The organism is Pseudomonas sp. TMW22090, from assembly GCF_022496665.1.
Lineage (GTDB): Bacteria > Pseudomonadota > Gammaproteobacteria > Pseudomonadales > Pseudomonadaceae > Aquipseudomonas > Aquipseudomonas gregormendelii.
Genome location: NZ_SCFH01000003.1, coordinates 419,661 through 438,941, shown reverse-complemented (window position 1 = coordinate 438,941; position 19,281 = coordinate 419,661). Strand labels below are relative to the sequence as shown.

At 60.1% G+C, this 19,281-nt stretch carries 18 protein-coding genes and 1 pseudogene; 10 read left to right on the top strand and 9 right to left on the bottom strand.

Features of this window, described 5'->3' with window-relative positions; all coding sequences use genetic code 11:
* Positions 1-14 precede the first annotated feature (14 nt).
* The 3 genes and pseudogenes from EQV97_RS11285 to coaBC all read right to left on the bottom strand — a co-directional run.
* Positions 15-1,391: pseudogene (locus EQV97_RS11285) on the bottom strand (phosphomannomutase/phosphoglucomutase); the annotation flags it as partial.
* A gap of 357 nt (positions 1,392-1,748) precedes the next feature.
* The gene (gene dut, locus EQV97_RS11280) at positions 1,749-2,204 is read right to left on the bottom strand and encodes a dUTP diphosphatase (RefSeq protein WP_045059189.1); all 456 of its coding nucleotides are present in this window, start codon (positions 2,202-2,204) and stop codon (positions 1,749-1,751) included.
* Positions 2,205-2,209: 5 nt separating this feature from the next.
* Positions 2,210-3,418 (bottom strand): bifunctional phosphopantothenoylcysteine decarboxylase/phosphopantothenate--cysteine ligase CoaBC, encoded by a 1,209-nt coding sequence (gene coaBC / locus EQV97_RS11275; RefSeq protein WP_122840988.1) that lies wholly within the window; start codon positions 3,416-3,418, stop codon positions 2,210-2,212.
* A gap of 135 nt (positions 3,419-3,553) precedes the next feature.
* Here coaBC and radC point away from each other — a divergent pair, with 135 nt between their 5' ends.
* Entirely contained in the window at positions 3,554-4,228 is a 675-nt protein-coding gene (gene radC, locus EQV97_RS11270) for a DNA repair protein RadC (protein WP_122840989.1), read from the top strand.
* 120 nt (positions 4,229-4,348) lie between these two features.
* Here radC and EQV97_RS11265 read toward each other — a convergent pair whose 3' ends face one another.
* On the bottom strand, positions 4,349-5,935 hold the full coding sequence (locus tag EQV97_RS11265; protein ID WP_122840990.1) for an ABC transporter substrate-binding protein: 1,587 nt from the start codon (positions 5,933-5,935) through the stop codon (positions 4,349-4,351).
* A gap of 446 nt (positions 5,936-6,381) precedes the next feature.
* Between EQV97_RS11265 and rpmB the strand changes: the two genes are divergently transcribed.
* Together rpmB and rpmG are read left to right on the top strand one after the other, a co-directional pair.
* Positions 6,382-6,615, top strand: coding sequence for a 50S ribosomal protein L28 (rpmB, locus tag EQV97_RS11260; RefSeq protein ID WP_003176907.1), 234 nt, complete (start codon positions 6,382-6,384; stop codon positions 6,613-6,615).
* 11 nt (positions 6,616-6,626) lie between these two features.
* Positions 6,627-6,782: a 50S ribosomal protein L33 gene (gene rpmG, locus EQV97_RS11255; protein WP_007894709.1), complete on the top strand. Its 156-nt coding sequence runs from the start codon at positions 6,627-6,629 to the stop codon at positions 6,780-6,782.
* A gap of 83 nt (positions 6,783-6,865) precedes the next feature.
* Here the strand turns inward: rpmG and EQV97_RS11250 are convergent, their stop codons facing one another.
* The gene (locus EQV97_RS11250) at positions 6,866-7,228 is read right to left on the bottom strand and encodes a cupin domain-containing protein (RefSeq protein WP_045059184.1); all 363 of its coding nucleotides are present in this window, start codon (positions 7,226-7,228) and stop codon (positions 6,866-6,868) included.
* Between the two features lie 228 nt (positions 7,229-7,456).
* Between EQV97_RS11250 and EQV97_RS11245 the strand changes: the two genes are divergently transcribed.
* A complete protein-coding gene (locus tag EQV97_RS11245) occupies positions 7,457-8,950 on the top strand; it encodes an aldehyde dehydrogenase (RefSeq protein ID WP_045059183.1) in 1,494 nt (497 codons plus the stop codon).
* A gap of 186 nt (positions 8,951-9,136) precedes the next feature.
* A complete protein-coding gene (locus EQV97_RS11240) occupies positions 9,137-10,279 on the top strand; it encodes an MFS transporter (protein ID WP_122840991.1) in 1,143 nt (380 codons plus the stop codon).
* 101 nt (positions 10,280-10,380) lie between these two features.
* Here the strand turns inward: EQV97_RS11240 and EQV97_RS11235 are convergent, their stop codons facing one another.
* Both EQV97_RS11235 and EQV97_RS11230 read right to left on the bottom strand, forming a co-directional pair.
* Positions 10,381-11,949, bottom strand: a complete 1,569-nt coding sequence (locus EQV97_RS11235) for a phospholipase D family protein (protein WP_240888942.1) — start codon at positions 11,947-11,949, stop codon at positions 10,381-10,383.
* A gap of 60 nt (positions 11,950-12,009) precedes the next feature.
* The gene (locus tag EQV97_RS11230; RefSeq protein WP_240888941.1) at positions 12,010-13,443 is read right to left on the bottom strand and encodes a PLP-dependent aminotransferase family protein; all 1,434 of its coding nucleotides are present in this window, start codon (positions 13,441-13,443) and stop codon (positions 12,010-12,012) included.
* Positions 13,444-13,621: 178 nt separating this feature from the next.
* Between EQV97_RS11230 and EQV97_RS11225 the strand changes: the two genes are divergently transcribed.
* Positions 13,622-13,867, top strand: a complete 246-nt coding sequence (locus tag EQV97_RS11225; protein ID WP_240888940.1) for a hypothetical protein — start codon at positions 13,622-13,624, stop codon at positions 13,865-13,867.
* A gap of 136 nt (positions 13,868-14,003) precedes the next feature.
* Here the strand turns inward: EQV97_RS11225 and EQV97_RS11220 are convergent, their stop codons facing one another.
* Positions 14,004-15,317 (bottom strand): FAD-binding oxidoreductase, encoded by a 1,314-nt coding sequence (locus EQV97_RS11220; protein WP_240888939.1) that lies wholly within the window; start codon positions 15,315-15,317, stop codon positions 14,004-14,006.
* Between the two features lie 149 nt (positions 15,318-15,466).
* On the opposite strand from EQV97_RS11220, the gene EQV97_RS11215 reads away from it, so the two are divergent.
* The gene (locus EQV97_RS11215) at positions 15,467-15,820 is read left to right on the top strand and encodes a YkgJ family cysteine cluster protein (RefSeq protein WP_045059177.1); all 354 of its coding nucleotides are present in this window, start codon (positions 15,467-15,469) and stop codon (positions 15,818-15,820) included.
* Positions 15,821-15,838: 18 nt separating this feature from the next.
* Here the strand turns inward: EQV97_RS11215 and EQV97_RS11210 are convergent, their stop codons facing one another.
* Positions 15,839-16,327 carry an Lrp/AsnC ligand binding domain-containing protein gene (locus tag EQV97_RS11210; RefSeq protein WP_010465173.1) on the bottom strand — a complete coding sequence of 163 codons (489 nt, stop codon included), beginning with the start codon at positions 16,325-16,327 and terminating at the stop codon, positions 15,839-15,841.
* Positions 16,328-16,484: 157 nt separating this feature from the next.
* Between EQV97_RS11210 and dadA the strand changes: the two genes are divergently transcribed.
* The 3 genes from dadA to alr all read left to right on the top strand — a co-directional run bounded on the left by dadA (position 16,485) and on the right by alr (position 19,275).
* The gene (gene dadA / locus EQV97_RS11205; RefSeq protein WP_045059199.1) at positions 16,485-17,789 is read left to right on the top strand and encodes a D-amino acid dehydrogenase; all 1,305 of its coding nucleotides are present in this window, start codon (positions 16,485-16,487) and stop codon (positions 17,787-17,789) included.
* The gene (locus tag EQV97_RS11200) at positions 17,761-18,114 is read left to right on the top strand and encodes a RidA family protein (RefSeq protein WP_045059176.1); all 354 of its coding nucleotides are present in this window, start codon (positions 17,761-17,763) and stop codon (positions 18,112-18,114) included. The genes dadA and EQV97_RS11200 overlap by 29 nt, the downstream gene beginning before the upstream one ends.
* A gap of 87 nt (positions 18,115-18,201) precedes the next feature.
* Complete coding sequence (gene alr, locus EQV97_RS11195; RefSeq protein ID WP_122840996.1) at positions 18,202-19,275, top strand: alanine racemase; 1,074 nt, start codon at positions 18,202-18,204, stop codon at positions 19,273-19,275.
* Positions 19,276-19,281 lie beyond the last annotated feature (6 nt).

Here is a 19,281-nt window from a genome sequence, read left to right as displayed (position 1 = left end):
GGCGCTTCAATAAATCAAAACGGTAGTTGGAGATCAGGTGCAACACGCTTCAGCTGGACTTTGAATACGTCCTTGATGCGCTGCAGTTCAGCCTCGTCATCGGCCTCGAAGCGCAGCACCAGCACCGGTGTGGTATTGGATGCGCGCACCAGGCCCCAGCCTTTGGCGTAGTCGACTCGCACGCCGTCGATGGTGGTCAGGTCGGCGCCTTCACCCCACTTCGCGTCGTGCAATGCATCAATGATGCTGAATTTGCTCTCTTCGGTCACATGGATATTGATTTCAGGCGTGGAAATATCGTTCGGGAAGGTCGCGAACAGCTCTTCCGCCGTGGATTTTTCCTTGCTGAGGATCTCCAGCAGACGCGCGGCGCTGTAGATGCCGTCGTCAAAACCGAACCAGCGCTCCTTGAAGAAGATGTGCCCGCTCATTTCACCGGCCAACAGGGCGCCGGTTTGTTTCATTTTCTTTTTGATCAACGAATGACCGGTCTTCCACATTAACGGACGACCGCCATACTCCTTGATCAGCGGCGTCAGGCGACGGGTGCATTTGACGTCGAAGATGATCTCGGCGTCAGGGTTGCGCTCCAGCACGTCGCGGGCAAACAGCATCAACAGGCGGTCCGGATAGACGATGCTGCCGGTGTTGGTCACTACGCCAACGCGGTCGCCATCGCCGTCGAAAGCTAGGCCCAGGTCGGCGTTGGTTTCCTTGACCTTGGCGATCAGGTCGATGAGGTTTTCAGGCTTGCCCGGGTCCGGATGGTGGTTCGGGAAGTTGCCGTCTACTTCGCAGAACAGCGGGATCACTTCACAGTTCAGCGCTTCGATCAGTTGCGGGGCGATCACGCCGGCGGCGCCATTACCGCAGTCCACGACAACTTTCAGGCGGCGGGCCAGCTTGATGTCCTGGACGATTTCGGTGTTGTAGCGGTCGAGAATTTCGACCTGGGTGATGCTGCCTTTGCCGCTGGTCAGGTTGTTGGTCTTGAGGCGGTCATGCAGGGCCTGGATTTGCTCGTTGGCCAGGGTATCGCCAGCGATGACGATCTTGAAGCCGTTGTAGTTCGACGGGTTATGGCTACCCGTCAGCATTACTCCGGATTTGCCAGCCAGTACGTTGGCTGCGTAGTACAGCGCAGGCGTCGGTACCAGGCCTACGTCGCTGACGTGGCAGCCGCTGTCAGCCAGGCCTTTGATCAATTGTTCGACCAACTCAGGGCCCGACAGGCGCCCATCGCGGCCGACCGAAACATTGGGCTCGTTTTGCGCCAGGCTCTGGGCTCCGATGGCGCGGCCGAGCCAATAAGCGGTCTCAGCGTTGAGAAATTCCGGGACAGTGCCGCGAATGTCGTAGGCGCGGAAAATGCTGTCGGGGAATTTCGGTGCGACTTGGGCTGGGTTGCTCATCTGTAGAAATGCTCCATCTCGAAAGTGGCTGGACTGGCCTGCGAAATATTCGTTGGCCGGTTCAAACTGAAGGGTATGACGGCGTTTTCCACAGAGAGTTCGTGGTGCGAAAAGGCCATGCCAGCGATTTCAGTGAGCTTTTGGCCGTCCATTGCCTTGGTTTTCAGAGCGATCTGTTGCGCCGATACTGGCGCAATTCTTGTCGTGAGACCGCTGTACCGTAGGAGCTACCGCAGACTCGGGCTGCTATCTCTGATCTCAAGGACCAGAATCAAAAGATCGTCCGATCGCGGCTCGAGCCTGCGGCAGCTCCTACGGGGATGTGGCGTCATTCGATCAACGGGTACCGGTATGGCCAAATCCGCCAGCGCCGCGTTCGGTTTCCACGAATTCTTCAACCATTTCGAAGTGCGCCTGAACCACGGGCACCAGAACCAATTGGGCCAGGCGTTCGCCCACTACCATGTTGAAATCGGTCTGGCCGCGGTTCCAGCAGGACACCATCAGTGGGCCCTGGTAGTCGGAGTCGATCAGACCGACCAGATTGCCCAGCACGATGCCGTGCTTATGGCCCAGCCCGGAGCGCGGCAGAATCAGTGCCGCGAGGCCCGGATCGCCGATATAGACCGACAGGCCCGTAGGAATCAGCAGGGTTTCGCCCGGCTTGATGACGGTGTCCTGTTCCAGCATGGCGCGCAGGTCCAGGCCGGCGGAGCCTGGTGTGGCGTACTGCGGCAGCGGAAATTCGGTACCGATGCGGGGGTCGAGGATCTTGGCTTGCAAAGCGTGCATGTAAATTAAACCTGGTTCAGACGTTCGGCGATAAAAGTGATCAGCTGACGAGCAATCTTGCTCTTGCTGGTCTGGGCGAAAAGTGTTGCATGGAGCTCGCGATCGATCACGCTGCAGGCGTTTTCTTCGCTGTTGAAGCCGATGCTCGGGTTCGCAACGTCGTTGGCGACGATCAAATCGAGGTTCTTGTCCTTGAGTTTGCGCGCGGCGTAATCGAGCAGGTGTTCGGTCTCGGCGGCGAAACCGACACTGAAAGGTCGATCGGTGCGGGTGGCAATCGAGGCCAGAATGTCTGGATTGCGCACCATTTGTAGTAACAAGCCGTCGCCGCTCGTAGGATCTTTCTTAAGTTTTTGTGGTGCGACTACCTCGGGTCGGTAGTCCGCTACTGCTGCCGAGGCGATGAACAGGTCGCAGGGGATCGCCGCTTCACAGGCCGCGAGCATGTCGCGGGCGCTGACCACATCGATTCGGGTCACGCGATCAGGGGTTGGCAGGTGCACCGGGCCGGTGATCAGGGTTACCCGAGCCCCCGCTTCGACGGCCGCTTCAGCCAGTGCAAAGCCCATTTTGCCCGAGCTGTGGTTGGTGATGTAGCGCACCGGGTCGATGTTTTCCTGAGTCGGGCCAGCGGTAATCAGCACGTGCTTGCCGGTTAATGCCTGGCGCTGGAAGCAGTCCGCCGCGCACTGTACTAGGTCGTTGGCTTCGAGCATCCGTCCCATGCCGACGTCGCCACAGGCCTGGCTGCCCGAGGCGGGGCCGAAGACTTTCAGGTCGCGGCTTTCCAGAAGTTGCAGGTTGCTCTGGGTCGCAGGGTCACGCCACATGGCCTGGTTCATGGCCGGGGCAACGGCCACCACAGCGTCGGTGGCCAGCACCAGTGTGGTCAGCAAATCATCGGCAATGCCCTGGGCCAGGCGCGCGATCAGGTCCGCCGTGGCGGGGGCGATCAGCACCAGGTCGGCCCATTTGGCCAGTTCGATGTGGCCCATCGCCGCTTCGGCTGCGGGGTCCAGCAGATCCAGGTGCACCGGATGGCCGGACAGGGCCTGCATGGTCAACGGTGTGATGAACTCACTGCCACCACGGGTCATGACCACGCGCACTTCGGCGCCCTGGTCGATCAGTCGGCGAACCAGTTCGGCGCTCTTGTAGGCAGCGATGCCGCCGCCGACGCCCAGAACAATGCGTTTCCGATACAGCCGCTGCATAGGTCAGCCTTTCAATTCGTTGGTGACTGCATGGCGAAACCCCCTCCCCAGGGATGAATTCGCCCGCAAAAAAGATGGGCTAAGATATCACAGCGACCGCTATGGAACAGCGGCGCCCACAGACAGGGAGGTGCTATGAGTATTCGTGATTGGCCGGCGGCCGAGCGACCCCGGGAAAAGCTGCTTGAGCAGGGCTCGGCGAGCCTTTCGGATGCAGAGTTGCTGGCCATATTTTTGAGAACAGGTGCCGCGGGCAAAAGCGCCGTGGACCTGGCGCGTCACCTGCTGGGCAAGTTTGGCAGCCTGCGGGCGTTACTGGAGGCCGATCAGCCGGCGTTCAGTGCGGAATTGGGGCTGGGGCCGGCAAAATTTGCGCAACTGCAGGCGGTGCAGGAAATGAACCGGCGGCATCTGGCGGAACGGTTGCGTGTGCGTTCGGCGCTGGAAAACCCCCAGGCCGTTCGCGATTATCTGAAATCGATGCTGCGCCACGAGCAACAGGAAGTGTTCGGTTGTCTGTTTTTGGACTCGCGGCACCAGGTGCTGACCTTCGAAGCGTTGTTTCGCGGCTCCATCGACAGTACCGCCGTCCATCCCCGGGAGGTGGTCAAGCGCGCACTGGCCAACAACGCCGCTGCGCTCATCCTGTGCCACAACCATCCCTCGGGCAACGCCGCCCCCAGCCAGGCGGACCGCCAGCTGACCAGGCGGCTGCAGGAGGCCCTGCAGCTGATTGATGTGCGGATACTCGATCATTTCATCGTGGGCGATGGGGATCCGTTGTCGATGGCCGAGTACGGCTGGATGTAGTGGCGCTAAACCCTGTGGGAGCTGGCTTGCCAGCGATAGCGTCAGTTCAGTCAGCGAATTCATGCCTGATCCACCGCCATCACTGGCACGCCTGCTCCCACGGGGTGTGCGGTGGTGCGGTTACTTCACGCTTACCTTCGAATAATCCTGGCGACCAAACGGGCTCACCGAATACCCCTCGACGTTTTTGCGCAGCAAGGCAAAGGCGGTGGGGTGCGCCAGTGGCAGCCAGAGAGCCTGTTGCTGGATTTGCGCCTGGGCCTGTTCATACAGCTTGGTGCGCACACCCTGCTCGGACGTGGTCTTGCCGGCGCTGATCAGCTTGTCCAGGTCCTGGTTGCAGTAGCGGGCAAAGTTGGTGCCGGACTTGACCGCCGCGCAGGAAAACTGCGGTGTCAGGAAGTTGTCCGGATCGCCGTTGTCACCCGCCCAGCCCATGAACAGCAGGTCATGCTCGCCCGCCTTGGCGCGTCGGATGACCTCGCCCCATTCGATCACGCGAATCTCGGCCTGGATGCCAATTTCCGCCAGGTCCGACTGCAGCATCTGCGCGCCAAGACTTGGGTTGGGGTTCAGCAGGCTGCCGGAAGGGCGGGTCCAGATGGTGGTCTGGAAGCCATCCTTGAGCCCGGCCTTGGCCATCAATGCCTTGGCCTTCGCAATGTCGTGGGCGTAGCCCGGCAAGCCTTTGGCGTAACTCCAGGTATTAGGCGGGTAGGGCCCGGCGGCGGGTTCGGCCGTGTCTTCGAACACCGCCTTGACGTAATTGGCCTTGTCGAAGGCGAGGTTGATCGCCTGGCGCACTTCAACCTTGTCCAACGGCGGATGCTGGCTGTTGATGGCGACGAATGCCGTCATGAAGGCGTCGGTCTTTTCCACTTTAAGGGTCGGCTCTTTCAGCGCGGCCTGTACGTCCAGCGGTTTGGGTGACAGGGCGATCTGGCACTCGTTGCGGCGCAGCTTCTGCAGGCGAACGTTGGCGTCCGGGGTGATGGCAAATATCAGCGGATCAACCGAGGGCTTGCCACGGAAGTAATCCGGGTTGGCCTTGTAGCGAATGGAGGCGTCTTTCTGAAAGCGCGTGAAGACGAACGGGCCGCTGCCGATGGGCTGACTGTTGAGCTTCTCCGGCGTGCCGGCTTTCATCAGCTTGTCCGCGTACTCGGCGGAATAGATCGAAGCGAAGCCCATGCTCAGAGTCGGCAGGAAGGTCGAATCCGGGTGGTCGAGGGTGAAGCGCACTGTAAGCGGGTCCAGCGCATCGATCTTCTTGATCAGCGCCGGCAGTTGCATCGACTGTGCATGCGGGAAGCCGCTCTGCGCCACTTTGTGCCAAGGGTTTGCCGGGTCCAGCATGCGATCGAAACTGAACTTCACATCTTCGGCAGTCAGCTCCCGGGTGGGCGTGAAATAGTCGGTGCGGTGGAATTTCACCTGAGGATGTAATTTGAACACGTAGCTCAGGCCGTCCGCAGAAACTTCCCAGCTGTCGGCAAGGCCCGCAACCACTTTGCCGCTGGCCGTATCGAAGTCCACCAGGCGATTCATCAGCACATCGGCTGATGCATTGGTGGTGGTCAGCGAGTTGTATTGCACCACGTCGAACCCTTCAGGGCTGGCCTCGGTGCAGACGCTCAGGGCCGCAGCCATGGCGTGCGGGGCCAGCAGGAGAGGGGCGAGCAACAACGGTAGGGCAGCGAGGCGCATGGTCGGTTTCCTTTACAGATCGAAGGCCCATCTGCAAGTGCAGTCTGGAAAAGGCTTACCCTAGATGGCTCCTTTGCAAATGACTATCCCCATTTTCATTTTAGGGAGACTATGTGCGACTGATTTCCGTGTGCGGCGATCTGTGAAACCGCAAAACGGGCCGTCGGCTGATTCTCTGCGACGAGCGGTCAATATCCGCCACAGCCTTTATCCAAGGCGCTCAAAGCCTGAAAAACACGGTTTTTATCGACTCAAGGCACACGGAATGTTGTTGCTCTGCGGTCTTTCTGGTATAAAGCAGCGCTCTTTTCTAGGGGCCCGGTTCCTTCACTTGTAGGTGTAGCCGGTAAGACCCTTAAAGAAACGCGGCGCCTGGCGCCAAATGACTGAGAGATTAAGCGGCCAACCCATGCCGGGTTGGGCATGTGGTTTTAGAGGGCTGAGGCATGTCGAGAGTCTGTCAAGTTACCGGTAAGGGTCCGGTGACTGGGAATAACATTTCCCACGCAAATAACAAAACCCGTCGTCGTTTCCTGCCGAACCTGCAGCATCACCGCTTCTGGGTTGAAGAAGAGAAACGTTTCGTGCGTCTGCGCGTATCTGCCAAAGGCATGCGCATCATCGACAAGCGTGGCATCACTGTCGTGCTGGCCGAAATCCGCGCCGCTGGCAAGATCTAAGGGAGCTAATCATGCGTGAATTGATTCGTTTGATTTCGAGCGCCGGTACTGGTCACTTCTACACTACCGACAAGAACAAGCGTACTACTCCGGACAAAATCGAGATCAAGAAATTTGATCCGGTTGTTCGCAAGCACGTGATCTACAAAGAAGGCAAAATCAAGTAATTGATTTTCTCTCTCTTACGAAAAAGGCCCCTATCGCGAGATACGGGCCTTTTTTGTTGCCTAACCATAGGCAGCCTGAATCCTCAGGCCTTCTGTTCGAACGCTACGTAGATCTTGCGGCACGGCTCCAGCACCTCCCAGGTGCCTTTGAAGCCTGCCGGGATGACAAAACGATCTCCCGCACGCACGGTTTTGCTGTTGCCGTCATTGTCGCGCAGCACTGAAACGCCTTGAACGATTTCGCAGTACTCGTGTTCGGTGAAATTCACCAGCCACTGGCCAACTGCACCCTCCCACACACCTGCACTCAGCTGGCCGCAAGGGCTGTTGTAGTGGTTGTACACGGCTTGCTCGGGATCGCCCTTGAGGATTCTGGCGTCGTCCGGCCGATAGCGATCGGGCTGGATGTCGGCCTGGCTGAAATCGGCGATGTCCTGGATGTTCATTGTTGTAATCCCCAGTGATTGCGTTGGAAAGCCCGAAGTCTATGTTTATTAAAATGAACATCGCAAGGCCGTTTGCCGGCCTTATGTCAAATATATTGAAACTTCACCTGCCGCTGGTTTAGGGTGGCGGTTGCCTTGGGCCGAACATGCGGGATGGCCGGGCGGAATTCCTGAGAACGTCCGCGAAGAACGCAGGGCGCTCGTATTCAACAAGAGGAGGACACTCGTATGACCACCCTGACTCGTGCCGATTGGGAACAACGGGCTCGCGATCTGAAGATCGAAGGCCGTGCCTACATCAATGGTGAATACACCGATGCGGTCTCTGCCGAGACCTTCGAGTGCATCAGCCCGGTAGATGGCCGCCTGCTGGGCAAGATCGCCAGCTGTGACGCCGCCGACGCCCAGCGCGCTGTTGAAAACGCTCGCGCCACTTTCAATTCCGGTGTGTGGTCGCGCCTGGCACCGACCAAACGCAAAGCCACCATGATTCGTTTTGCCGGCTTGCTTAAACAGCACGCCGAAGAGTTGGCCCTGCTTGAAACCCTGGACATGGGCAAGCCGATCAGCGATTCCCTGCACATCGACGTTCCTGGCGCGGCGCAAGCCCTGAGCTGGAGCGGTGAAGCCATCGACAAGATCTACGACGAAGTCGCTGCCACTCCGCACGATCAACTGGGTCTGGTCACTCGTGAGCCGGTTGGCGTTGTCGGTGCCATCGTGCCGTGGAACTTCCCCCTGATGATGGCCTGCTGGAAGCTCGGCCCGGCGTTGTCCACCGGTAACTCGGTGATTCTCAAGCCGTCCGAAAAATCGCCGCTGACTGCCATCCGCATCGCGGCGCTGGCCGTTGAGGCCGGTATTCCCAAAGGCGTGCTGAACGTCCTGCCGGGCTACGGTCATACCGTTGGCAAGGCGCTGGCCCTGCACAACGATGTCGACACGCTGGTGTTCACCGGTTCGACCAAGATTGCCAAGCAGCTGCTGATCTACTCGGGCGAGTCGAACATGAAGCGCGTATGGCTGGAAGCGGGCGGCAAGAGCCCCAACATCGTTTTCGCCGATGCCCCGGACCTGCAAGCCGCTGCCGAGTCGGCGGCTGGCGCCATCGCTTTCAACCAGGGCGAAGTTTGCACCGCCGGTTCGCGCCTGCTGGTCGAGCGTTCGATCAAGGACAAGTTCCTGCCGCTGGTGATCGAGGCGCTGAAGACCTGGAAGCCGGGCAACCCGCTGGACCCTGCGACCAACGTCGGTGCGCTGGTAGATACCCAGCAAATGAACACCGTGCTGTCCTATATCGAATCCGGTCATGCCGACGGCGCCAAACTGGTCGCGGGCGGCAAGCGAATCCTTCAGGAAACCGGTGGTACTTACGTTGAACCGACGATTTTCGACGGCGTGAGCAATGCGATGAAAATCGCCCAGGAAGAGATCTTCGGCCCAGTGCTGTCGGTCATCACCTTCGACAGCGCCGAGGAAGCGGTGCAAATCGCCAACGACACGCCGTACGGCCTGGCTGCAGCGGTATGGACGGCGGACATCTCCAAGGCACACCTGACCGCCAAGGCGTTGCGTGCCGGTAGCGTCTGGGTCAACCAATATGACGGCGGCGACATGACCGCGCCGTTCGGCGGCTTCAAGCAATCGGGTAATGGTCGCGACAAATCGCTGCATGCGTTCGACAAGTACACCGAGCTGAAGGCGACCTGGATCAAGCTGTAAGTCTGTGTGGAGCCTGATGACCTATCGGGCTCCTGAACGACTCTGATCCCCTGTGGGAGCGGGCTTGCCCGCGATAGCAATCTGACAGCCAACCCATGTTGAATGTCAGGGCGCCATCGCGGGCAAGCCCGCTCCCACAGTGTTTTGTGTTGTTAGTTAAAAATAATATCCACAGGAGCGTGGACCATGCGTTGGGCGACGTATTTCGCCGTGTTGGCGTCTGTCTTGAGTGTTGGCCTGGCCCTGGGCGTCAGCATGCCGCTGGTGTCGTTTCGCCTGGAAAGCTGGGGATATGGGTCTTTTGCGATCGGTGTGATGGCGGCAATGCCGGCGATCGGCGTGTTGCTGGGGGCGAAGATTTCCAGTCACTTGGCAGCGCGTTTCGGCACGGCCAACCTGATGCGTCTTTGCCTGTGGGCGGGGGCGCTGTCCATTGGCTTGCTGGCGTTGTTGCCGAGTTATCCGGTATGGCTGGCGTTGCGGCTGATGATCGGGGTGATCCTGACCCTGGTGTTTATCCTCGGTGAAAGCTGGATCAATCAGCTGGTTATCGAGCAATGGCGCGGACGCCTGGTCGCGCTGTATGGCAGCGCCTATGCGTTGAGCCAACTGGCCGGCCCGTTGCTGCTGGGGGCCGTTGGCACCGATCATGATTACGGATTCTGGGTCGGGGTCGCCCTGCTGATGATTGCGCCGTTGTTGTTGCTGGGCCGCAGCGGGGCACCCAGCAGCGAAGCGTGCAGTGTGACTTTCAGGGACTTGTTGGGTTTTTGCCGCGGTTTGCCGGCGATTGCCTGGGCGGTGTCGCTGTTTGCAGCGTTTGAAGCGATGATTTTGACCTTGCTACCGGTTTATTGCCTGCGTCAGGGCTTCACCACGGAAATCGCCCTGGCGATGGTCAGTACGGTGGTGGTGGGGGATGCACTGCTGCAGTTGCCGATCGGTGCACTGGCGGATCGGTTGTCCAGGCGCACGCTGTTTACCGGGTGTGCGGTGATCCTGCTGGTGTCGAGCCTGGCGATTCCGTTCCTGATCGACACCCTGCTGATCTGGCCATTGTGGGTGCTGTTTGGCGCGAGCGCGGGCGGCTTGTTCACCTTGTCGCTGATCCTCATTGGCGAGCGCTATCGGGACGATGCGCTGGTGCGCGCCAATGCGCATATTGCCCAGTTGTGGGGGATCGGCTGTCTGGTCGGGCCACTGGTTGCCGGGGCCGGCAGCCAGTGGATCAGTGGTCATGCGTTGCCGCTGTTGATGGCAGCGGGAGCGTTCGGGTTGGTGATTCTGCTGTCGCGGCAGGGGGCATTTGGTGCCGTGCAACCGGCTTAGATCAAAAGATCGTCCGAACGCGGCCCGAGCCTTCGGCAGCTCCTGCAGGAAATTGCGTTTTCAATCGCATGAGCTGCCGAAGGCTGCGATTTTTTGCCGTTCTACAACATCCGCTCCAGGCCTACGGCCGTGCTGAACCATGCATTGAAGCGACGCCACCAGCTGCCAGGTTCTTTGGTCAGCACGTGCATCTTGCCGTCATCTTCGGTCACCCAGACGATCTGATCGTCCTGCAGTTTCACCTGGTAACTCAAGGCCGGCGCCATGCCCTCCAGCGCCGATTTGCGCACATGCGCAGCGAGTTCAGGGCTGTCGACCAGTACGCCGACTTCGGTATTCCACAGCACCGAGCGCGGGTCGAAGTTGAAGGATCCGATAAACGACTTCTGCTGATCGAAAATGATCGCCTTGCTGTGCAGGCTGGAGTCGGAGCCGCGGTAGGACTTGCTGGAGAAAATGTGTGGGCCGCTACCGCCGCCTTCGCCCGGCTGACGGCGTAACTCGAACAACTTCACGCCGTGTTCAAGCAACGCTCGGCGGTACGGCGCGTAGCCGCCATGCACCGCCGGCACATCGGTGGCTTCCAGTGAGTTGGTGAGCAAGGTCACCGAGACGCCCGCATCGGCCCGACCGGTCAGGTATACAAGGCCCGGCTGGCCCGGCACGAAGTAAGCCGAAATCAGGATCAGCTCCTTGCTCACCCCGTTCAATTCCGGCGCCAACTGAGTGGTCAGCAGCAGCTGCGGATCTGGCTCGCCTTTTGCCAACACCTTGCTTGGCGCATCCCACAGCGCCTGGTTCCAGGCCCAAATCAGCTCCCGGCGCCAGATGTCCATGCGCGGATTGGTGTTGTAGGTCATCAAATGCTGGTAGAGCGCGTGATTCTGCTTGCGGGTTTCTTCCAGGGATTGCTCAAGCCGGGTGCGGGTGTCTTGCAGGTCTTTGTGCGTCGGCCGGCTCGACAGGAACTGGTCGATCGGTTTGCTCAGCGCGCTGTTCCAGTACTGATCGAAGCTGTGCCCCAGCTGTTCGGCCACCGGGCCGACGCTGAGCATGTCGATGTCGGTGAAATTGAGGTTGGGCTCGGCGTCGAAGTATTCATCGCCCAGATTGCGCCCGCCGACGATGGCCACGCTGTTGTCCGCCAGCCACAGCTTGTTGTGCATGCGTCGGTGCTGTTGCGAAAGGTTGAACAGGCGGCCCATGTTGCGCGTCACGCCCGTGGAGCGGCCCAGGTGGAGCGGGTTGAACAGGCGGATCTGAATGTGCTCGTGCGCCGCCAGGGTCGCGATCACCCAGTCCAGACCATCACTGGTGGTGTCGTCGAGAAGGATTCTGACCCGCACACCACGGTCTGCCGCCTTGAGCAGCTCTTCGATCAGCATTCGCGTGCTGATACCGTCGTGGACGATGTAGTACTGCAGGTCGAGGCTGCTCTGGGCATTGCGGATCAGCTCTGCGCGCGCCATGAACGCTTCACTGCTGTTGGACAGCAGGCGAAAACCTGACCTGCCTTCATGAGGTGCTGCCTGGGCCTGGATCGACCGGCCGAACGCCGAATCGCTCGCGGTCAGGGCCTGGCTGGGTTCGCGTGTCACATCCAGGCTGGCGCAGCCTCCCAGGAGCGAGGCGAGGAGCACAAGAGCGAGCAGGGGGTGTCTGACTCTCACGTAGGATCGATCCGATTGGCGGCTGGGGACGGCATATGGACGCTGGTTTAGGCAGAAAGGTCAGTCGTGGATGTGATCAGTTTCCGCCAGCAGCCTGATCGCCGCCGCGCCGACCTTTCGCACCGCTTCTTCGATGAGCGGTGTTGGTTTGGCAGCGTAGTTCATCCGCAGGCAATTACGGTATTTGCCGGAGGCGGAGAAAATGCTGCCCACGGCAATCTGTACGCCCTGATCGTGCAAGGCGCGATTCAGTTTCAGGGTGTCGAAGCCGTCCGGCAACTCGACCCACAGCATGAAACTGCCTTGCGGCCGGCTGGCGCGAGTGCCCGCAGGGAAGTAGCGCGTAACCCAGTCGATCATGAGGTCGCGGTTGCGTTGGTATTGGCTGCGCATGCGGCGCAGATGCGGCTCGAAATGCCCGGACTTGAGAAATTCGGCGATGGCGATCTGTGGCTGCGGCGCCGTAGAACCGGTGCTGATGTATTTCATGTGGAGCACCCTTTCCAGATACCGTCCGGGCGCTACCCAGCCAATGCGCAGACCCGGCGCCAGGGTCTTGGAGAATGAACTGCACAGCAGGACGCGGCCGTCTTCATCGAAGGATTTGATGGTGCGCGGTCGCGGGTAGGTGTAGGAAAGTTCGCCATACACATCGTCCTCGATAATCGCCACGTCGAAGCGCTGGGCGAGCGTCAGCAATGCGCGTTTACGCGACTCCGGCATGATGTAGCCCAGCGGGTTATTGCAGTTGGGGGTCAACTGTATGACCTTGATTGGCCACTGTTCCAATGCCAGTTCCAGCGCATCCAGGCTGATCCCGGTGATAGGGTCAGTCGGGATTTCAAGGGCCTTCATGCCCAGGCCCTTGAGGGTTTGCATGGCGCCATGAAAACTCGGCGAATCCACCGCCACAATATCTCCCGGCTCGCAAATCGCCCGGATACTGGTGGATAACGCTTCATGGCAGCCAGTGGTGACGACCAGATCGCCAGCGCTTAGCTGACAGCCGGAATCGAGCATCAGCCGTGCAATCTGTTCGCGCAGCTCGAGTGTGCCGTGGATGTTGTCGTAATACAGGCCGGGCATGTCCTGGCGCCGGCTGATGCGTGCAAGGTTGCGCAGTAACGGTTTCATGGTCGGGGTGGTGATGTCGGGCATGCCACGCCCCAGTTGCACCACATCCTTGCGCGGTACTGCGCGAATCAGCTCCAGCACTTGGTCCCACTGGGAAATATCCACCGGCCGCTGCGCCGGCCGGCCTACCGCTGGCAGCTCCGGAAGCTCCCGGCTGGCGGGCACAAAGTAGCCCGACTTGGGCTTGGGCATCGCCAGGCCACTGTCCTCGAGGACGCGATAAGCCTGTTGAACCGTGCTCAGGCTCACCCCGTGCTCGACACTCAGCGCCCGCACCGAAGGCAGCCTATCGCCGGGGCGATAGAAGCCCTGTTCAATACGCGTGCCGAGCAATTCGGCAAGGTTGACGTAGAGGGTCATGGCGCAGTCTCGCTATGGATTGTTCGGTCGACCAGTACAGATCAGCTGAAATTCGACAATTCAGAGCCAATTCGTCCAATCTGTATGGATTTAATACCCAAAGTTTGGATCTGTCACGGTTTTGCTCGTCCGCGCATCATCAAACCTCTTGCTACCCAAGTAAACAGGAGTCAACACGATGAACGGCTTAAGCGATGTGCGGCTGACGTTACACAGTCAGGAACTGGCGAAAGGGCAGGAAAACGGCACGCGCGAGGCGAACATGCGCAACGCGCCGTCCGGCCTGAGTCGCTGGGATCTGTTCTGGCATCGTCTGCACACGCGCAAGGCGTTGCTGGGACTTTCGGCGGAGCAGCTTCGGGATATCAGGCTGAGTCCGGAGCAGGCGCGGGAGGAGGGGCTCAAACCGTTTTGGCGGATCTGAGATGTGCACTGTTCTCATCGGCCTCATCGCGGGCAAGCCTTGCTCCCACAGGTATGGAGTCAATCACATAATTGTCGCCGAACCTGTGGGAGCAAGGCTTGCCCGCGATGAGGGCCGAAAGTACACAGACAAATGATCAGACCAACTCTTTCAGCCGATGCCACAACATTCCCAACGCCAGCAACGGCGAACGCAAATGCTTGCCGCCAGGGAACGTCATGTGCGGCACCTTGGCAAACAGATCGAACCCACCCCCCTGCTGGCCGCTGATGGCCTCGGCGAGCAGCTTGCCCGCCAGGTGGGTCGCGTTCACCCCATGACCCGAATAGGCCTGGGCGTAATACACGTTCGGCTGATCCTTGAGCCGGCCTATTTGCGGCAGGCGGTTGGCACCGATGCCAATCATGCCGCCCCATTGATAATCGATCTTCACGCTCCCCAACTGTGGGAAGACCTCGAGCATCTTCGGTCGCATGTAAGCCGCGATGTCGCCTGGATCGCGCCCCGAGTAATGGCAGGCGCCGCCAAACAGCAGGCGCCGATCCGCCGAGAGCCGGTAGTAGTCCAGCGCCACCCGTTGATCACACACCGCCATGTTCTGCGGCAGCAGTGAATGAGCCTGCTCTTCGCTCAGGGGTTCGGTGGCGATGATGTAGCTGCCCGCAGGCAGCACTTTGCCGCTGAGTTCAGGGTTGAGACCGTTGAGGTAGGCGTTGCATCCCAGGACCAGGGTCTTGGCGCGGACAGAACCGTGGAGCGTGTGGACTTTGACTTGCGGGCCATACTCGATGCGGGTCACCGCCGACTGCTCAAACAACCGGGCGCCCAATTGCTGCGCGGCAGCCGCTTCGCCGAGCGCCAGGTTGAGCGGGTGCAGATGCCCGGAGCCCATATCGATGAGGCCGCCCACATACCGATTGGAGCCCACCACCGTGTGCATTTCTCCGGCTTGTAACAGCCGGGTTTCGTAGCGATAACCTAGCTCATGCAACTCGGCGGCATCTTCGGCGAAACCTTGCAGATCACCGGGCTTGTTGGCGAGGTCGCAATAACCCCAGGTCAGGTCGCACGGAATCTGGAAGCGTTCGACCCGCTGGCGGACGATGTCCACCGCCTCCAGGCCCATGAGTTTCATCTGGCGCACGCCGTCGGCGCCGATCACGTTGGCGAACTGGTCGATCCCGTGGCCCACTCCGCGAATCAGCTGCCCGCCGTTGCGGCCACTGGCTCCCCAGCCAATCTTATGGGCTTCGAGCAGCACCACATTGAAGCCGCGCTCGGCCAATTCCAGTGCCGTGTTCAGCCCTGAGAAGCCCCCGCCAACCACGCAGACGTCAGCCACCACGTCGCCCTGCAACATCGGATGATCAGGTTGCGCCAGGCTGCTGGCGGCGTAGTAAGAGCGCGTGTGCTGGTGGCTCGCGACCGGTTGCTGAGCACGGGCATTCATGTGCGTGTTCCTGATTCGGGTGTCTGGAAAATTTGACCGAGCATAAGCCGGACCTTCAAGGCCGGGCAACACTGGTCGGCTCGCGCTGTCTGGATGGGCGCTTTTGCTGCACAATTGCGCTCTATTCCGCTGCTTTGGTCACTGTTTCGATGAGCTGCAACAGTCAGAAAATTCGCGCCCTGCGCCAGCAGATACCCTCGTTCGAGTGCGTGCCCGGCTGCCATGACTGCTGTGGGCCGGTGACCACCTCGCCGGAAGAAATGTCCCGCCTGCCGCGCAAGACCCGCGCCGAACAGGACGCGGCAATGGATGAGCTCAACTGTGTGCACCTGGGCCCGAATGGTTGCACGGTGTATGGCGAGCGGCCGCTGATCTGCCGGCTGTTTGGCACCACCAAAACCTTGCCGTGCCCCAATGGTCGTGGGCCTGTGGAGTTGATTCATCCACGGGTGGAGAAGCAGATTCATGAGTACATGGCGTCGACCCGACAGGTGCTGGTTTAAACGTCGAAAGTCAAAAGATCAATCCGGAATCGGCAAACACAGGCTCTCCTTCACCTCTTCCATCACGATGTAGCTCTTGGACTCGCGCACATGCGGCAGCTTGAGCAGGATGTCTCCCAGCAGTTTGCGGTACGAAGCCATCTCGGAAATCCGCGCCTTCACCAGATAGTCGAAATCTCCTGACACCAGGTGGCACTCCAGCACGTGCGGCAGTTTCAGCACGGCACGGCGAAACTCCTCGAATGTATCTCCGGATTTGTAGTCCAGGCTGATCTCGACGAACACCAGCAGGCTCCCCTTGAGGTGCTGCGGATTCAGGCGGGCGTTATAGCCCATGATGATCCCTTCGCGCTCCAGGCGCCGGACACGCTCGGTGCAGGGCGTAGTCGAGAGCCCGACCTTCTCCCCCAGCTCGGTAAACGAGATGCGCCCGTCCGCTTGGAGGATCCGCAGGATGTTGCGGTCGATCTTGTCCAGCTCACGTTTGGTCTGAGTGTTGGTACGCATAGGGGATGCGCCTCCGTGAAAAGGGTTTTTGCCGAGAATTGTCGCCAAATATAGGCACTTATATAGTGAAAAGCACTGCCTAATCTTTTTTACACTGCGCACATCATTGCTCGAACACAACAAACGTCAGCGGCGTGCCGCGATGAGGGATATGAAAATGCGCGTTATGGTCTTGGGTAGCGGCGTCATCGGTACCGCCAGTGCTTATTATCTGGCTCGAGCCGGGTTTGAAGTGGTGGTCGTGGATCGTCAGCCGGCCGCTGCCATGGAGACCAGTTTCGCCAACGCCGGCCAGGTGTCGCCGGGTTATGCCTCGCCGTGGGCGGCACCGGGTGTACCGCTCAAGGCGATCAAGTGGCTGCTGCAACGCCACGCCCCGTTGGCGATCAAGGCCACCGCCGACATCGACCAGTACTTGTGGATGGCGCAAATGCTGCGCAACTGCACCGCCAGCCGTTATGCGGTGAACAAGGAGCGCATGGTCCGCCTTTCCGAGTACAGCCGTGACTGTCTCGACGAATTGCGCGCCGAAACAGGCATTGCCTACGAAGGTCGCAGCCTCGGCACGACTCAACTGTTCCGTACCCAGGCGCAACTGGATGGCGCGGCAAAAGACATCGCCGTCCTCAAAGAGTCCGGCGTACCGTTCGAATTGCTCGATCGCGCTGGCATCGCCCGGGTCGAACCGGCCCTGGCCAGCGTTACCGATATCCTCGCCGGTGCCTTGCGCCTGCCGAACGACCAGACGGGCGACTGCCAGATGTTCACCACCCGCCTGGCCGAAATGGCCGTGAAATTGGGCGTTGAATTCCGCTTTGGTCAGGACATCCAGAAGCTCGACTACGCCGGCGACCGCGTCAATGGCGTGTGGATCGACGGCAAGCTGGAAACCGCTGACCGCTATGTACTTGCGCTCGGCAGCTACTCGCCGCAGCTGCTTAAGCCGCTGGGCATCAAGGCCCCGGTGTATCCGCTCAAGGGTTACTCCCTGACCGTGCCGATCACCAACCCGGCCATGGCGCCGACCTCGACCATTCTCGACGAGACCTACAAGGTCGCGATCACCCGTTTCGACAACCGCATCCGGGTCGGCGGCATGGCGGAGATTGCCGGTTTTGACTTGTCGCTTAACCCGCGTCGGCGTGAAACCCTGGAGATGATCGTCAACGACCTCTATCCTCAGGGCGGCGATCTGGCCCAGGCAAGTTTCTGGACCGGCTTGCGTCCGACTACCCCGGACGGTACGCCGATCGTGGGCGCTACCCCGTTCAGCAATCTGTTTTTGAACACCGGTCACGGCACCCTGGGTTGGACCATGGCGTGCGGTTCCGGTCGCTTGCTGGCCGATCTGATGGCGAAAAAAACGCCGCAGATCAGTGCCGAAGGCCTCGATATTTCTCGTTATGGCCACAAAATTCAGGAGTCCGCAAAACATGTCAATCCAGCGCCAGCTCACCAATGAGCGCATGAGCCAAATCGTCGTCCATAGCGGTACCGTGTACCTGTCAGGGCAAGTCGGCGATGATATGAGTGCCGGGATTGAACAGCAGACCCGCGAAACACTGGCCAATATCGAGCGTTTGCTCGATCTGGCGGGGACCGACAAGAGCCGCCTGTTGTCGGTCACGATTTACCTGAAAGACATCGACGCGCATTTCGCCGGCATGAACTCGGTGTGGGACAAGTGGCTGCCAAAGGGCGTCGCCCCAGCCCGTGCCACGGTCGAGTCGAAGCTGTGCGAACCGCAAATCCTGGTTGAGCTGTCGGTGGTGGCCGCTCTGCCTTAAGCAAGATCCCTCTCCCGGTGCGACTGGCGGTGTACGCCACCAGCCGCGCCGGTTTTTCGTCCACTGACCGACCAGAAGTCTGCCGCCATGCGTCCTGCCCGTGCCCTGATCGACCTTCAAGCCCTGCGCCACAACTACCAACTGGCCCGTGAAGTCACGGGGGCCAAAGCCCTCGCAGTGATCAAGGCCGATGCCTACGGTCATGGCGCGGTACGGTGTGCCCAGGCCCTTGAAGCCGAGGCGGACGGGTTTGCCGTGGCCTGCATCGAAGAAGCTCTGGAATTGCGGGCTGCAGGCATTCGCGCGCCGGTCTTGTTGCTCGAAGGCTTTTTCGAAGCCGATGAGCTGTCGCTGATCGTCGAGCACGATTTCTGGTGTGTTGTGCATTCGCTGTGGCAACTCGAAGCCATCGAAAAAGCCTCTGTAAGTAAGCCGATCACGGTATGGCTCAAGCTTGACTCGGGCATGCACCGGGTCGGCCTGCATCCGGCGGACTACCAGGCGGCGTATCAGCGGCTGCTCGCCAGCGGCAAGGTCGCGAAGATTGTGCTGATGAGCCACTTCGCCCGTGCTGACGAGTTGCATGATCAATCCAGTGCTGAACAAGTCGCGGTGTTTGAGGCGGCCCGCCAGGGGTTGTCGGCGCAAATCAGCCTGCGCAATTCCCCGGCGGTGATGGGCTGGCCGCAGGTTCCCAGCGACTGGGTACGCCCAGGCATCATGCTGTACGGCGCGACGCCGTTCGAAGAAGCCAACACGGTGGCCTCGCGCCTGCAACCGGTGATGACCCTCGAGTCGAAAGTCATCTGCGTGCGTGAGCTTCCGGCCGGCGAGCCGATTGGCTATGGCGCCCGTTTTGTCACCCCGAGGCCGATGCGCGTTGGGGTGGTAGCCATGGGTTACGCCGATGGTTATCCGCGCCAGGCACCCACCGGCACGCCGGTCATGGTCGCCGGGCAGCGCAGCCAGTTGATTGGCCGGGTGTCGATGGACATGTTGTGCATCGACCTGACCGACGTGCCACAGGCTGGCCTCGGCTCAACCGTCGAACTGTGGGGCAGGAACGTCCTTGCCAGCGAAGTCGCAGCGGCCGCTGACACGATTCCTTACCAGATATTCTGCAATTTGCGTCGGGTGCCAAAGCTCTATTCCGGGGTTTGACGCAAG